Genomic DNA, 12,754 nt, shown 5'->3' on the forward strand with positions numbered 1-12,754 from the left:
AGATGGGCGGGCGCCCCGCGCGATACGGAGTCGCCCGCCCCAGTCCGGACAGGGAGGGAAAGGACCCGGGCGGCCGCGCCCGAAACGCGCGCGGCGGCAAGGGCGCGCGCATACAGCGCGACAGCCGCCCGGGCCACCCCTACACTCGGCGTCGTCACACCACCGAGGAGGGATAGGATATGGATCAGGATCGACCCATCGCATTCTGGTTGAAGGCCGTCACGCTGGACGGGTTGGCAGATGACCGAAACGGCCGGGAGGTCGGTCAATACAGAGCCACCTTCCGCCTGGACTTCGGCGCTCCAGCCGAGATCACCGTCATGATCGACACGACGGATGGCTGGGACGCCGCCTGCCGTCTGGCGTGGCAGGAGGCCGAGCGCCTCGGCCAGACAATCGCGGCCAAAGCCGCGCGGGAGAAGGAGACCCCCAGCCATCGCTAGGCCACCGGACGCCGGAGAGACCGGCGCACATCCGCGCGCACCAGATCCGGAACAGCGACCTGCAAAAGCCCCAGGGCCGTCATGACATCCTCGGCCGGGACGCCATGTCGCACCGCATGCTGACGCGCGGCCTCGACCAGGCGGCACTCGTCATCATCCGGAGAGCGGACGGCCGTCAATGCGCCGGACACTGCCTCACCGGCCACCGGCAGGACGACGGCCGCCATAGGCGATATGGCGGCAGCCACCTCCATGACGCGGGGAAAGGACATCTCTCGCGCTCCAGTCCCGATGCTCATGCCACCGCCCTCCGCTCGGCGGCGCCGGACGGCGCGAACGCCGCAATGAGTTCCCCCGCCGCCAGCACTGCCAGCGCCTCGCGGTCGAGGGCCACGTCGTCGATCTCCAGCACCATGTCCGTCGTGAGCCGCGCGACCACGGCCTCGCACGCGTCCTCCAGCGCCGCGTGGGCCCGCGCCCCATGCAGCGCCGCGCACCGCGCGCGCCGCACCAGGGCGCGTCCCTCCGCCGCCAGATGCAGCACCGGCTCCAGATAGGGGCCGTGCGCCCGGATGGTGCTGGGCCCGCCCTGGCGCACCACGCCGTCCCGCCCCGGCACCACCGTCAGGGCCGCCACGAACCATCCACTGTCATCACGGGCGATCGTGCCCACGCTCTCGCACACCGTGCTCATGCCGCGTGCTCCTTTTGGCGCTGACCGGCATCGCCGGCCGCTGTATGGTCGGACAGTGAGCGCATCCGGTGCCGCGCCGGTCCCCGCGATTGGGTCAGCCGGCGTCCGCACTCGGACCAGCGCTCGGGGAAGAGTTCCTGGGGCGTCAGGCCGATGGCCTCGGCGATCACCGGCTCCAGGTGGATGTTCGGCGCCACGCAGGCCGCGCTCATGGCCTGCGCCGACACACCCGTTTGGCGCCCCAACTCGGCCAGAGACAGGCCGAGAGACCGCAACCTGTAGACGATCCACGCCCGGCGCTCGGCCGGGTTTTTCGGGATCGCGGTGTTTGAAGGGTCATGCGTCATGACAATGACGATAGCCGCAGATTTACGGCGCTGTCAACTGAGATTTCCGGTGCGCATGCCGTACATGCCCGGTTTCCACTTCAGGCGCGGAACGGATATGTCCATACAGTCCGTTTTTTGTTTTTTTTCATAGGGTTGGCCGAACTGGAAAATCGCCATGTCGGACTCGTCAACGCTTTCCGGATCCGCCAGAGATCTGGAAAGCCGCATATCCCAGGTTCTGGACCTGTATCCGGACCGTGCATCTGCGGTTCGAGCGTCCGGGAAATCCCCCGACATGCTGATCGCGTATGTGCGGGGAACCAGTCGGGCGCCGTTCGATGCGCTGGCCGGGCTCGCCGCTGGCGTCGGCGTTAGCCTGGATTGGCTCGCCACCGGCGAGGGCCCCATGCGCCGCGACCGGGGCGCGGCCGAGGCGGCCCAATCCCAGTCTCAGGGCCAGACGCACGCCCAGCCCACGGCGGTGCCGTCCCCGCCTGTGCCAGAGGCCGCGACCAGCGCCGGCCAGCCTCTCGACGGCGCCCTTTTAGGCCTGTGTTTTGAGGGGATTAAACGGACATACAGGGACGTGAACGCCCGCATCGACGACCGCTCGGCGGGCGTCATGGCGGCCCGGCTGTACGACGACGTCGTGGCCGCGACGGCCGGCGAGCCCGATCCCGAGTCGGCCCGCCGCATCGCCCTGCGCCTGGCGCTCCAGCAGCTGCGCCGCGACCTTCAGACCGCGCCGACGGCCGCCGCCGATGCTGGGAAACACTCGGCCTGAGGGTGGTGACGCAGACCGCCCACCGATGCACGTACCTGTTTGCGTGTGTGCTGTCTATTCCTGCACTTTTCCATACCGGCCCGACACCCGATCACGGTGTGCCAAATCCCTGCCGATCGGCGATCAGTCCTGATCGATCCGTGCCAAATCGCATTTCGGCCGTCGGGCCAAATTTTTTTGGTATCCCAATATCTTCCGCCAAATCCCGCCATATCCCGGGTGTGCCATACCGATCACCCCCTCACAGCGGACCCAAAGGCACTGATCGCCGAGAGGACGCAACACCTCTGTCATTCGGGCTTGAGCTTTCGGCCCCGCACCCAAGGTCTCAACGCCTCGGAAGCGGTTCCCGTTGGTCGGACCAGGGCTTTGCGTAGACCGATAGCACCTGACGAGGACCGTTGCAGCCCGTGGCCGGCCCTGGCACCGTTTCGCGGTGCCATGCGCTCAAGGACGGGTGCCCGAAGGGCGCCCGGGGCGGGTGAGTCACACGCACCCGCCGCTGGTATTGCCGCGTCCTTCAGAACCCGCCGCGCGGCACGCCCTTGCTGCGCGACTCGCGGATCCGGCACCACGGCCTACGGGGGACGTCCAGCCCCACCCCACCCTGCCCGGACCACCACAGCGGTCCAGACAGCACCCGTCACGGCGCGACGGCCGGGAGCGCCTCGCGCGAGGGAGGGCCCCCTACGAGCCCATCGGGTCCGCCGCGACGCCCAGGACCGCGCCACTCGCCGGGTCGTAGTCGCAGGTATAGGTCTGGGTCACCAGATCGCCCTGTTCGGTCCGGAACCGGATGCGGTCGCCCCCGTACGTCAGGGTGCCGGCGTGTTCGTCGGCCCACCGGACCTCACTCAGCCGGGATTCAGGGGACAGGGCGATCCAGACGAAATCGTGCTCGGCCAGCCGTTCGATCGCGGGCGAACAGGCGACGGCGGCATCGGCGGCATGGCGCGCCGCCCAGCAGAGAACGTCCTGGCGGCAGGCGGCGGCCTGTTGGGCCTCTTCCTCGACCCGGCGGGCGCGCTCGCGCAACAACGCGTCGTGCTCGGCCTTGGTCTCGACGCCGTCCGCCCGGGCCGCCTCCAGCGCCGCGATGGTGTCGAACCCCCCGGCGATGCGGGCGTCCTCCTGATCCTGCGCCTGTAGCATGGTGCCGCCGACGAGCGACAGGCCCAGGCCGGCCAGGACCCCCGTCCCCGCCAGTTTGAACCAGCGGGCGCGGTGCCCCCGGACGAACAGGGCAGAGAGGGCAACACCCCCCGACACCATCAGAACCGCCGCCGCCCACATCATCGCCTCAACCATAATTGCGCACCTCAAACAATATATTCACCCATTCGGGGCGCCACCCAATATAGCGGGATGTCTTTTGACACAAGCTTTTTGTCCGGGCGCCGTCGTCCTGCGTCGTCAGGACAGCAGCCATGCCCCGCTGCGCAGCGCCTGTGCAGCCGCACAAGCCGCTTGGCGTCCGACGCACCTCATACCAGCGGCGGGTGAGGATGACTCACCCGCCGAGCGGCACCGGCCCTCCACAGAGGCCGTTGGCATTCACTCCTTGCCGGTTTGTTTTTGAGTTCGAACCCTTTGGAGTATTGGCGAACCGGCTCCATGCGTCACGTCAGGCGGCGTCGATCTGGTCGCATCCCTCGAAGACCCGATGGGCGATGACGGTCTGACGCAGGTCCTGCCAGCCGTTTTCGACGGGATTGAGTTCCGGCGCATACGGCGACAGCAGCAGGACGGAGATGTTATCGGGGACGGTGAGGCGTCCCCGCCTTGTGCCAGCCTGCGCCGTCGAGACTGACCCCGGCGTGATGTCCGAGTTGCACGTTGGCGCTGCGTTCGGCGAGGTGACGGGTCATCATGGCGGCGTTGGCGGTGGGCAGCACCAAGGCGGTGCCGTTTTTTTTGGTTCATCCCGGAAAATCGGGCTCGTGTGGGTGCGGGACCGCAGCGGCCACCCGAGACAACCCCTCCCCAGCCCTGGCCATTCCATGGGGAGGGAGTCCGGCTGGCGTCTGGTGGACCGGGACCCCTCCCCCAGTCATCGATCACGTTCACACATTTTTCGAACCGGAGCGGCCGGACCCGGCAAGAGACTGAACCACAAAGACACCAAGGTCACCAAGGGGTCGGTATCCCGCCCGACCGTTGCGGTTTCCGGCGACGAGTCTGGACATTAAGGCGCGCTGGTCCTGAAGCCTCGCTCTTGGTGTTCTGTGTGTCTTGGTGGTGAATGATCCGGCGCTGCCGGATCGTCCAGCGCCCGCCGCCAGCGGATCACCCCATCAACCGCCGGGTCGGGGCCGGTCTCCAGCCATTCCGCACCCGCCTCATCTGCTCGGCCGTCAGCGGCGTGCCCGCACCCGACGGCTTGCGGTCCGACACCCCTTCCAGGCCATCTGCGTTGTCGCGGTGGACCCAATCCACGAGGGTCTGCCGATCCATGCCAGCCAGACGCGCCGCGTTTGCGTCCCGGCTTTCCGCTGCGGATCGCCGCAACGACGCTGAATCGTCGTCATCCCGCGTGATCGGGATCGCCGTGCCCATCGGTCCCTCCAACGCGACATCTGGAGAGAACACCGAATCATAAACACATGACCTTGGGACTTCCCCCGCAGCACACCGGAGAGTCAAGCCCCTCACCACTGGTCTTATCCTGATGGGCGATGAACCGGACTCGTCCGGTTCATCGCCGCCGCCGTTTCGCGGCGTCGGTGCCGTCGCACAGGACGACCGACCTATGACGTCGCTTCATGGGCCGATCCGGATCAGACGCGACGGCGCTGGGGCAGTTCGTTACACAGAGCCACGGCCCAGATGAGGCGCCCGCCGAAGGACTCCTTCTCGGATGCGTCGGCGCGGTCCTCGACCCAGATGTTGCGTTCGATCGACGCGGCGTCAACCAGGAAACGGGTCTCGGCGAGCGCGGGCGCCGGGTTCACGCGCCGATACAGCACGGCGTCGCGGGTCGCCTGACCCAGCAGGGCCACCTTGCGGCGGCTGGACACATGGGCGCGGCGCGACACGGACTCGAACCCGGCCCGCGCCACCTCGTCGCCGATGCCGGCATAGATCAGGCGGGCGGCGTGGATGGCGGCCCGGCAGCCCAGCGGCAGCCCGGCGATGCCGGAGGCGGCGCGATCATACAGCCGCTTGGCCTCGTCCAGCAGGCGGGACACCACCCGCGCCAGCTCCGGCGACCACACCGGGTCGGCCAGCCAGGCATCGGGGTCGAGGCCCGCGTCGCGCATCCACTGGCGCGGCAGGTAGAGGCGGCCGTTGCGGGCATCCTCGCCCACATCGCGGGCGATGTTGGTGAGCTGCATGGCCACGCCCAGGTCGCAGGCGCGGGCCAGCACGTGCGGTTGCCGCACCCCCATCAGCACCGTCATCATGGCGCCCACGGCGGCGGCGACGCGGGCGCTGTAGGCGCGCACCTCCGAGATGGTCTCGTAGTCCCGCGCCTCCGCGTCCCACTCGAAGCCTTCCAGCAGGGCCTCGGGCAGTTCCCGCGGCAGGCCGGTCTGGTTGACCATGTCGGCGAACGCCCGGTCCACGGGACTGTCCAGCGGCGTGCCGGCGTACACCAGGTCGAGCCGATGGCGCAGGCTCGCCACCGCCTGCGCGCAGGCATCGCGCTCGGCCGCCTGTTCGCATTCGTCCACGGCATCGTCCGAGAACCGGCAGAACGCATACAGCGCATAGGCCGGATCGCGGTACGCCTGCGGCAACAGCAGCGAGGCGGTATAGAAGCTCTTCGACCCCGTGCGGATCATGGCCCGGCACTGGGTCCGGTCCTGGGGCGACGCGAAGTCGCGGGTCTTAGACCAGGGCTGCGGCATCGGGAACCACCGTATCCAGAACCCGGGCCGAGGACAGCACACCGGGAAGACCGGCACCGGGATGAGTCCCCGCGCCCACGAGATAGAGCCGTTGAACGTCCTCGCTCTTGTTGTGCGGTCTGAACCAGGCGCTCTGCGTGAGCACCGGCTCCAGCCCGAAGGCTGCCCCCTTGACCGACAAGAGGTGATGGCGGAAGTGCATGGGTGTCACCATGCGGGAACTGACGACCGACTGCCCCAGCCCAGGCAGCACGGTCTTTTCCAGGAAGGCTTCGATCTTCTGCCGGTAGCCTTCCGCAATGGTCTCCCAGTCGTCGCCGCTGTCCATGTGCGGCACGGGGGAGAGCGCATAGAAGGCATCGCACCCGTCCGGCGCCATCGACGGGTCGGTGGCCGTGGGGCGATGCAGGTACAGACTGAAATCGTCCGAGAGGTGGTGCTTGTGGAAGATGTCGTCCAGCAGCCCCTTGTAGCGCGGACCGAGCAGGATCGTATGGTGCGGCACGTCCTCGTAGCGGCGGTTGGTGCCGAAGTACCAGACGAACAGGCTCATGGAGTACTTGGCCTTGTCGAGCTTGGCATCCGTCCAGCGCCGCCGCTCCTTGGCCGGAACCATCATCTTGTAGGTCCAGGCCGAGTCGGCGTTGGACACGACGATGTCCGCGTCGATGGTCTCGCCCGAGCTCAGGCGCACGCCGCAGGCCTTGCGGTCCTTGACGAGGATCTGATCCACCTCCGCCTTGTAGCGGATGGTGTTGCCCTGCCCCTCGATCAGGCCGGCCATCCCCTTGGCGAGCTGCCCGGTGCCGCCCATGGCGAAGTGCACGCCGAAGGCGCGCTCCAGATAGGCGACAAGGCTGTAGATCGACGTCACCGTGAAGGGGTTGCCGCCCAGGAACAGCGGGTGGAATCCCATGCCGATGCGCAGGCGCTCGTCCTTGAAGTGCTTGGAGACATGGGCGTGCACCGACCGATCCGCCCGCAGGCGCATCAGGTTCGGCAGCAGCTTCGCCATGTCCATGAGGGTGTTGAACGGGATGTGCCCCAGCTTCATGAAGCCGATCTCGAAGATCTCGCGGCTTTCCTTCAGGAAGCGGTCGTAGCCCTTGACGTCCTGCGGCGAGATGCTGGCGATCTGCGCGCGCATGGCGTCGGCGTCCGCGCTGCAGGTCAGCCACTCGCCGTCCGGGAAGCGGATCTTGTAGAACGGCGACAGGGCCTTGAGCTCCACATCGTCGGACATGCGCTTGCCGCACATCTCCCACAGTTCCTCGAACAGGAACGGCGCGGTGACGATGGTCGGCCCGGCATCGAAGACGAAGCCGTCCTGACGGAAGACGTAGGCGCGCCCGCCGGGCGCGTCCATCCGGTCCACCACCGTGACCCGGTACCCCCGGGCGCCGAGTCGGATCGCCGCCGCGAGGCCACCGAATCCGGCCCCGATAACGACGGCATGGGGCGGTGTCCCGCCCAGGGCGCCGCCTGCGGGGCCATCGGCCCGCCGGAGCGGCGTGGGAGCACGTGTCATGTTCAACTGCCTCGGAAACTGTCAGCCAAGGTTGACTATACCAGTGTCAACCCAGCTTGATCAACCACCCGATTGCGCGTGCGGGTATTTCACGGATCCGTTGGCCGGGCCGGGATCGAGCGGCCGCGCCAACGCGGCTAGTACCGCCCAATCCGTTGGCCCAGCAGCATTTTGAGATGATCGTAGGCCTGCCGCAGCTCGTCCGCGGCTGTCTGCACCTCCGCCGACGCCTTGAAGTCCGGCGCCGCGATCTGGTCCAGCACCCCGTACAGCCAGGGGCTGTCCATCTCCATGGCGATCGCTTCCGCCGGATCGGACGGCGGGGCCAGCGAGGGCCGCCGGCCCGGCTTGAAGCTCAGGCCGTATTCAAGGCCATGCTCCCGGACCACCTCGGCCTCCAGCGTCTCGCCGTCGGGAAACACCAGCCGCAGCGCGCCGCCCAGCCGGGTAACGTCGGAGACCTTCACCCGCGCCCCGTTCAACGAAATGTCGCGCACCACGCAGTCGATGGTGGATGCGCCGCCGCCCAGCACGAGGCGGGCGCCCTTGTAGACCTTCTTGCGCTTCGCGCGCCGCCTCAGGGGATAGGCCGAGGACCCTCGCGGCCCGGACTCGTTGTCTGTCATGATTGCCCTGGTTCCGATTCTGCCCATCCGAAAGGCTGCAAGCGGTTACGCGGCGCGCCGAAGCGCATCCAGGGCGCCCTGCAGAATGAAGGCCGCCGCCGCCGCGTCCACCTTTTGGGCCCGTTTGCCCCGGCTCATGTCGAATTCATCCACCATCATGCGCTGAACGGCGCTGGTGGACAAGCGCTCGTCCCACAACAGCAGCGGAATCGGCCGAATACTCTGCACATTCGTCGCGAAACTTCTGGTGGACTGGCAGCGACGCCCCTCGGTGCCGTCCATCTCCAGCGGCCAGCCCAGCACCAGCCCGACCACCGCGCGCTCCTCCATCAGGGCCAGGATCCGCGCCATATCCTGCGTGAACCTGGTGCGCTTGACCGTCTCCAGTGGCGAGGCCAGCCCGCGCAGCGGGTCCGACGTGGCCAGTCCGATCGTCTTGGTGCCCAGGTCGAGCCCGAACAGCGCCCCGGTGGGGGGCAGGGCCTGCGCCATCTCCGCCGTCGTCCGCAGGATCATGGCCGCTGTGTCCCTCCGGTTGCCAAGCGCGCACCCCTCCGAGTAAACAGGGGCCTGACGTTTCTCCCCGCCCCGAACCGGAGTTGTCTACCCGATGTCCCTGGACAAGGAAACCGTCCGCCGGATCGCCTTCCTGGCTCGACTCGACGTGCCCGACGATCAGCTCGACCCGCTCGCCGGCGAGCTGTCCGGCATCCTGAACTGGATCGAGCAGCTTGGCGAGGTGGACACGGCCGACGTGGCGCCCATGACCAGCGTCGCCGAGATGACCCTGCCGTGGCGGGACGACGTGGTGACCGACGGCGGCTATCCGGAGCGCGTGACGTCCAACGCCCCCGACCGCCACGACGGCTTTTATCTGGTGCCCAAGGTGGTGGAATAGGGAGCGGCCGTCATGACCACATTGACCGACCTGACCATCGCCGAGGCCCGCAAGGGCCTGGACGCCAAAGAGTTCACCGCCGCCGAACTGACCGAGGCGCACCTCGCCGCCATGGAGACCCATGCGGACCTGAACGCCTACATCACGCCGACGCCGGAGCGCGCGCGCGAGATGGCCGCCGCCAGCGATGCCCGGATCGCCAAGGGCGAGGCCGGGGCGATGGAGGGCATCCCCATCGCCATGAAGGATCTGTTCTGCACCGACGGTACGCGCACCACGGCGGGGTCCAACATCCTGGGCACCTTCGTGCCGCCCTATGAAAGCACCGTCTCCACCAACCTGTGGAATGCCGGCGCCGTGCTGCTGGGCAAGGCCAACCTGGACGAGTTCGCCATGGGCTCGTCGAACGAGACCAGCGCCTTCGGCAATGTGGTGAACCCCTGGACGCGCACCGACCAGCCCGAGCGCAAGCTGGTCCCAGGCGGCTCGTCGGGCGGCTCGGCCTCGGCCGTGGCCGCGCGCATCGCCATGGGGGCCACCGGCACCGACACCGGCGGGTCCATCCGCCAGCCGGCCAGCTTCTGCGGCATCACCGGCCTGAAACCCACCTACGGCCGCTGCTCGCGTTGGGGCATCGTCGCCTTCGCCTCGTCGCTGGATCAGGCCGGTCCGATGGCCCGCACGGTCGAGGACGTGGCCCTGATGCTGGGCGCCATGGCCGGGCATGACCCGAAGGATTCCACCTCCGCGCCCATCGCCGTGCCCGACTTCGCGGCGGCGATCGAACAGGGCGTTGCGGGCCTGAAGGTCGGCATTCCCAAGGAATACCGCCCGGAGGAAGGGTTCTCGCCGGAGATCGACGCCATCTGGACGCGCGGCATGGAGATGCTGCGGGACGCCGGGGCGGAGACCGTGGACATCAGCCTGCCCCATACGAAGTACGCCCTGGCCGCCTATTATATCGTGGCCCCGGCCGAGGCCTCGTCGAACCTGGCGCGCTATGACGGCGTGCGCTACGGCCTGCGCGTGGTCGAGGACGGCGACAGCCTGAACGACATGTACTGCAAGACGCGGGGGGCCGGCTTCGGCGCCGAGGTCAAGCGGCGAATTCTCATCGGCACCTACGCCCTGTCCGCCGGCTACTACGACGCCTATTACCTGAAGGCCCAGAAGGTCCGCGCCCTGATCGCCCGCGACTTCAAGACGGCCTTCGACAGCGGCGTGGACGTCATCCTGACACCGACCACACCGTCGGCCGCCTTCGGCCTGGACGAGGAGATCACGGACCCCGTGACCATGTACCTGAACGATGTGTTCACCGTGCCCACCTCGCTGGCCGGGCTGCCGGGCCTGTCGGTGCCGGTGGCGCTGACCGAGGCGGGGCTGCCGCAGGGCCTGCAACTGATCGGCCGCCCGTTCGACGAAGACACCGTGCTGCGCGCCGGACGCGCGCTGGAGAAAGCGGCGGCCTTCACCGCCAAGCCGCGCCTGCTGGAGGGCTGAGATCATGGACGCGACTCCCGCCCCCACCTACGTGCTGTCCGGCGAAACCGGCGACTGGGAAGTGGTCATCGGTCTGGAGGTCCACGCCCAGGTGATCTCACACGCCAAGCTGTTCTCCGGCGCCTCCACCACCTTCGGGGCCGACCCCAACAGCCAGGTCTCGCTGGTCGATGCCGCCATGCCCGGCATGCTGCCGGTCATCAACCGCGCCTGCGTCGAGCAGGCGGTGCGCACCGGCCTGGGCCTGCGCGCGCACATCAATCACACCAGCGTGTTCGCGCGGAAGAACTACTTCTACGCCGACCTGCCGCAGGGCTATCAGATCAGCCAGTACGAATTGCCCATCGTCGGCGAGGGCACGCTGATCCTGGACATGCCGGACGGCTCGTCGCGCACCGTGGGCATCGAGCGCCTGCACCTGGAGCAGGACGCCGGCAAGTCCATGCACGACCAGCACCCCAGCAAGTCGTTCATCGACCTGAACCGCTCCGGTGTCGCGCTGATGGAGATCGTCTCCAAGCCCGACATGCGCAGCCCGGAAGAGGCCGGCGCGTACCTGCGCAAGCTGCGCTCCATCCTGCGCTATCTGGGCACTTGCGACGGCAACATGGAGGAAGGCTCCATGCGCGCCGACGTCAACGTGTCGGTCCGCAAGGTGGGCGAAACCGGCCTGCGCACCCGCTGCGAGGTCAAGAACGTCAACTCGGTGCGCTTCGTCATGCAGGCGATCGAGGCCGAGGCGACGCGCCACATCGAGGTGTGGGAATCCGGCGGCGAAGTGATCCAGGAAACCCGCCTGTTCGACCCGGCAAAGGGCGAGACGCGGTCCATGCGCAGCAAGGAAGAGGCGCACGACTACCGCTACTTCCCGGACCCCGACCTGCTGCCGCTGGAGTTCGACGACGCGTTCGTGGACGGCATCCGCGCCACCCTGCCCGAGCTGCCGGACGACAAGAAGGCGCGGTTCATCAGCGACGTCGGCCTGACGCCCTATGACGCGTCGGTGCTGGTGGTGGACCGCCGCGAGGCCGATTTCTTCGAGGCCGTGGCCAAGGACCGCGACGGCAAGACGGCGGCCAACTGGGTGATTTCGACGCTGTTCGGCACGCTGAACAAGATGGGCGTGGGCATCGACGAGAGCCCCGTCTCCGCCGAGAACCTGGGCAAACTGATCGACCTGATCGCGGATGACACCATCTCCGGCCGCATCGCCAAGGACGTCTACGAGATCATGGTCGAGACCGGCGAGGCCCCGGACACGATCGTCGAAGAACGCGGCCTGAAGCAGGTGAAGGACACCGGCGCCATCGAGGCCGCGATTGACGAGGTCATGGCCGCCAATCCGGACAAGGTCGAGCAGGTGCGCGGCGGCAAGGAAAAGCTGCTCGGCTGGTTCACCGGACAGGTCATGAAAGCCACCCAGGGGAAAGCGAACCCCGGCATGGTGAACGACCTGCTGAAGAAGAAGATTTTGGGGTAGGACTCGCCCCGTAGGGTGGATTAGCCCCGCATAGCGGGGCAATCCGCCATGTGCCGCCGCAATACGGCGGGTTGCGCCTTCGGCGCGAACCCGCCCTACAGCCTGTCGTCAAGGCGGGCGCCCACGTCCCGACCGGGTGACCAACGCTCCGTGTCCTCTGTGTCTCTGTGGTGACTCAATCCGGTCGGTCGCGCAGGGTTTCACCACAGAGACACAAAGAACACAGAGACGGCGGCTCGATCCCGCGCCCTCGGCACGCCCGGGCCTTGGCGAAAAAATGGTTCGGCGCCAGTCAGGCGGGCGACGCCTCGTGCCCAAATGGCGTTAGGCCTCCATCAACCGCCCCTTGGCCACCGGGATCGGGCGGCCCATGGCCTCGGCCTGTTCGATCCACTCGGCGATGATGCGCTGGGCGTTGGCGACGGCCTCCTCGTAGCTGCCCCCGTCGGCCATGCAGCCCGGCCGGTCCGGCACTTCGACCAGAAACGCCTCGTCCGCGTCGCTCCAGGACACGATCATCTCATATCGGATGGCTCAAATAGCGTTCGCTATGCATTCCCGGATTTGGTATCATGAAGGATACCGAACGCGGGAGGCGGGCATGGATCGGGACACGTT

Annotated in this window: 15 protein-coding genes; 5 read left to right on the forward strand and 10 right to left on the reverse strand. The window is 67.8% G+C overall.

Features of this window, described 5'->3' with window-relative positions; translation table 11 throughout:
- Window positions 1–179: 179 nt before the first annotated feature.
- Window positions 180–443, forward strand: a complete 264-nt coding sequence (locus tag GHC57_RS10035) for a hypothetical protein (protein ID WP_153343744.1) — start codon at window positions 180–182, stop codon at window positions 441–443.
- Here GHC57_RS10035 and GHC57_RS10040 read toward each other — a convergent pair.
- From GHC57_RS10040 to GHC57_RS10055, 4 genes are read right to left on the reverse strand one after another with little or no spacing between them, the layout of a single operon-like run.
- On the reverse strand, window positions 440–715 hold the full coding sequence (locus GHC57_RS10040; protein ID WP_153343746.1) for a hypothetical protein: 276 nt from the start codon (window positions 713–715) through the stop codon (window positions 440–442). The genes GHC57_RS10035 and GHC57_RS10040 overlap by 4 nt on opposite strands.
- A 23-nt stretch (window positions 716–738) precedes the next feature.
- Entirely contained in the window at window positions 739–1,137 is a 399-nt protein-coding gene (locus GHC57_RS10045) for a hypothetical protein (protein WP_153343748.1), read from the reverse strand.
- Complete coding sequence (locus tag GHC57_RS10050; protein ID WP_153343750.1) at window positions 1,134–1,484, reverse strand: helix-turn-helix domain-containing protein; 351 nt, start codon at window positions 1,482–1,484, stop codon at window positions 1,134–1,136. Before GHC57_RS10050 ends, GHC57_RS10045 begins: the two co-directional genes overlap by 4 nt.
- Window positions 1,485–1,517: 33 nt before the next feature.
- Window positions 1,518–1,694, reverse strand: coding sequence for a hypothetical protein (locus GHC57_RS10055; RefSeq protein ID WP_153343752.1), 177 nt, complete (start codon window positions 1,692–1,694; stop codon window positions 1,518–1,520).
- 67 nt (window positions 1,695–1,761) lie between these two features.
- Between GHC57_RS10055 and GHC57_RS10060 the strand changes: the two genes are divergently transcribed.
- Window positions 1,762–2,250 carry a hypothetical protein gene (locus tag GHC57_RS10060; RefSeq protein ID WP_153343754.1) on the forward strand — a complete coding sequence of 163 codons (489 nt, stop codon included), beginning with the start codon at window positions 1,762–1,764 and terminating at the stop codon, window positions 2,248–2,250.
- Window positions 2,251–2,937: 687 nt separating this feature from the next.
- Here the strand turns inward: GHC57_RS10060 and GHC57_RS10065 are convergent.
- The 5 genes from GHC57_RS10065 to ruvX form a co-directional block, all read right to left on the reverse strand.
- On the reverse strand, window positions 2,938–3,558 hold the full coding sequence (locus tag GHC57_RS10065) for a hypothetical protein (RefSeq protein WP_153343756.1): 621 nt from the start codon (window positions 3,556–3,558) through the stop codon (window positions 2,938–2,940).
- Between the two features lie 1,469 nt (window positions 3,559–5,027).
- Window positions 5,028–6,101 carry a phytoene/squalene synthase family protein gene (locus GHC57_RS10075; protein ID WP_153343758.1) on the reverse strand — a complete coding sequence of 358 codons (1,074 nt, stop codon included), beginning with the start codon at window positions 6,099–6,101 and terminating at the stop codon, window positions 5,028–5,030.
- Window positions 6,082–7,629, reverse strand: a complete 1,548-nt coding sequence (locus tag GHC57_RS10080; protein WP_153343760.1) for a phytoene desaturase — start codon at window positions 7,627–7,629, stop codon at window positions 6,082–6,084. The genes GHC57_RS10075 and GHC57_RS10080 overlap by 20 nt, the downstream gene beginning before the upstream one ends.
- 137 nt (window positions 7,630–7,766) lie before the next feature.
- The gene (locus tag GHC57_RS10085; RefSeq protein WP_170294809.1) at window positions 7,767–8,255 is read right to left on the reverse strand and encodes a PilZ domain-containing protein; all 489 of its coding nucleotides are present in this window, start codon (window positions 8,253–8,255) and stop codon (window positions 7,767–7,769) included.
- Between the two features lie 45 nt (window positions 8,256–8,300).
- The gene (ruvX, locus tag GHC57_RS10090) at window positions 8,301–8,771 is read right to left on the reverse strand and encodes a Holliday junction resolvase RuvX (RefSeq protein WP_153343764.1); all 471 of its coding nucleotides are present in this window, start codon (window positions 8,769–8,771) and stop codon (window positions 8,301–8,303) included.
- A gap of 94 nt (window positions 8,772–8,865) precedes the next feature.
- Here ruvX and gatC point away from each other — a divergent pair, with 94 nt between their 5' ends.
- From gatC to gatB, 3 genes are read left to right on the forward strand one after another with little or no spacing between them, the layout of a single operon-like run.
- Entirely contained in the window at window positions 8,866–9,153 is a 288-nt protein-coding gene (gatC, locus tag GHC57_RS10095; protein WP_153343766.1) for an Asp-tRNA(Asn)/Glu-tRNA(Gln) amidotransferase subunit GatC, read from the forward strand.
- 12 nt (window positions 9,154–9,165) lie between these two features.
- Window positions 9,166–10,656, forward strand: a complete 1,491-nt coding sequence (gatA, locus tag GHC57_RS10100; RefSeq protein WP_153343768.1) for an Asp-tRNA(Asn)/Glu-tRNA(Gln) amidotransferase subunit GatA — start codon at window positions 9,166–9,168, stop codon at window positions 10,654–10,656.
- 4 nt (window positions 10,657–10,660) lie between these two features.
- Window positions 10,661–12,136, forward strand: coding sequence for an Asp-tRNA(Asn)/Glu-tRNA(Gln) amidotransferase subunit GatB (gene gatB, locus GHC57_RS10105; protein ID WP_153343770.1), 1,476 nt, complete (start codon window positions 10,661–10,663; stop codon window positions 12,134–12,136).
- Between the two features lie 324 nt (window positions 12,137–12,460).
- Here the strand turns inward: gatB and GHC57_RS10110 are convergent, their stop codons facing one another.
- A complete protein-coding gene (locus GHC57_RS10110; protein WP_343031154.1) occupies window positions 12,461–12,649 on the reverse strand; it encodes a type II toxin-antitoxin system HicB family antitoxin in 189 nt (62 codons plus the stop codon).
- Between the last annotated feature and the right edge of the window lie 105 nt (window positions 12,650–12,754).

The sequence above is a fragment of the Roseospira navarrensis genome (genome assembly GCF_009601025.1).
Lineage (GTDB): Bacteria > Pseudomonadota > Alphaproteobacteria > Rhodospirillales > Rhodospirillaceae > Rhodospira > Rhodospira navarrensis.

Excerpts from the sequence above, each read along its gene's own strand:
- GHC57_RS10035 (WP_153343744.1), top strand. The coding sequence starts at position 180 with ATGGATCAGGATCGACCCATCGCATTCTGGTTGAAGGCCGTCACGCTG.
- GHC57_RS10040 (WP_153343746.1), bottom strand. The coding sequence starts at position 715 with ATGTCCTTTCCCCGCGTCATGGAGGTGGCTGCCGCCATATCGCCTATG.
- GHC57_RS10045 (WP_153343748.1), bottom strand. The coding sequence starts at position 1,137 with ATGAGCACGGTGTGCGAGAGCGTGGGCACGATCGCCCGTGATGACAGT.
- GHC57_RS10050 (WP_153343750.1), bottom strand. The coding sequence starts at position 1,484 with ATGACGCATGACCCTTCAAACACCGCGATCCCGAAAAACCCGGCCGAG.
- GHC57_RS10055 (WP_153343752.1), bottom strand. The coding sequence starts at position 1,694 with ATGCGGCTTTCCAGATCTCTGGCGGATCCGGAAAGCGTTGACGAGTCC.
- GHC57_RS10060 (WP_153343754.1), top strand. The coding sequence starts at position 1,762 with ATGCTGATCGCGTATGTGCGGGGAACCAGTCGGGCGCCGTTCGATGCG.
- GHC57_RS10065 (WP_153343756.1), bottom strand. The coding sequence starts at position 3,558 with ATGGTTGAGGCGATGATGTGGGCGGCGGCGGTTCTGATGGTGTCGGGG.
- GHC57_RS10075 (WP_153343758.1), bottom strand. The coding sequence starts at position 6,101 with ATGCCGCAGCCCTGGTCTAAGACCCGCGACTTCGCGTCGCCCCAGGAC.
- GHC57_RS10080 (WP_153343760.1), bottom strand. The coding sequence starts at position 7,629 with ATGACACGTGCTCCCACGCCGCTCCGGCGGGCCGATGGCCCCGCAGGC.
- GHC57_RS10085 (WP_170294809.1), bottom strand. The coding sequence starts at position 8,255 with ATGACAGACAACGAGTCCGGGCCGCGAGGGTCCTCGGCCTATCCCCTG.
- ruvX (WP_153343764.1), bottom strand. The coding sequence starts at position 8,771 with ATGATCCTGCGGACGACGGCGGAGATGGCGCAGGCCCTGCCCCCCACC.
- gatC (WP_153343766.1), top strand. The coding sequence starts at position 8,866 with ATGTCCCTGGACAAGGAAACCGTCCGCCGGATCGCCTTCCTGGCTCGA.
- gatA (WP_153343768.1), top strand. The coding sequence starts at position 9,166 with ATGACCACATTGACCGACCTGACCATCGCCGAGGCCCGCAAGGGCCTG.
- gatB (WP_153343770.1), top strand. The coding sequence starts at position 10,661 with ATGGACGCGACTCCCGCCCCCACCTACGTGCTGTCCGGCGAAACCGGC.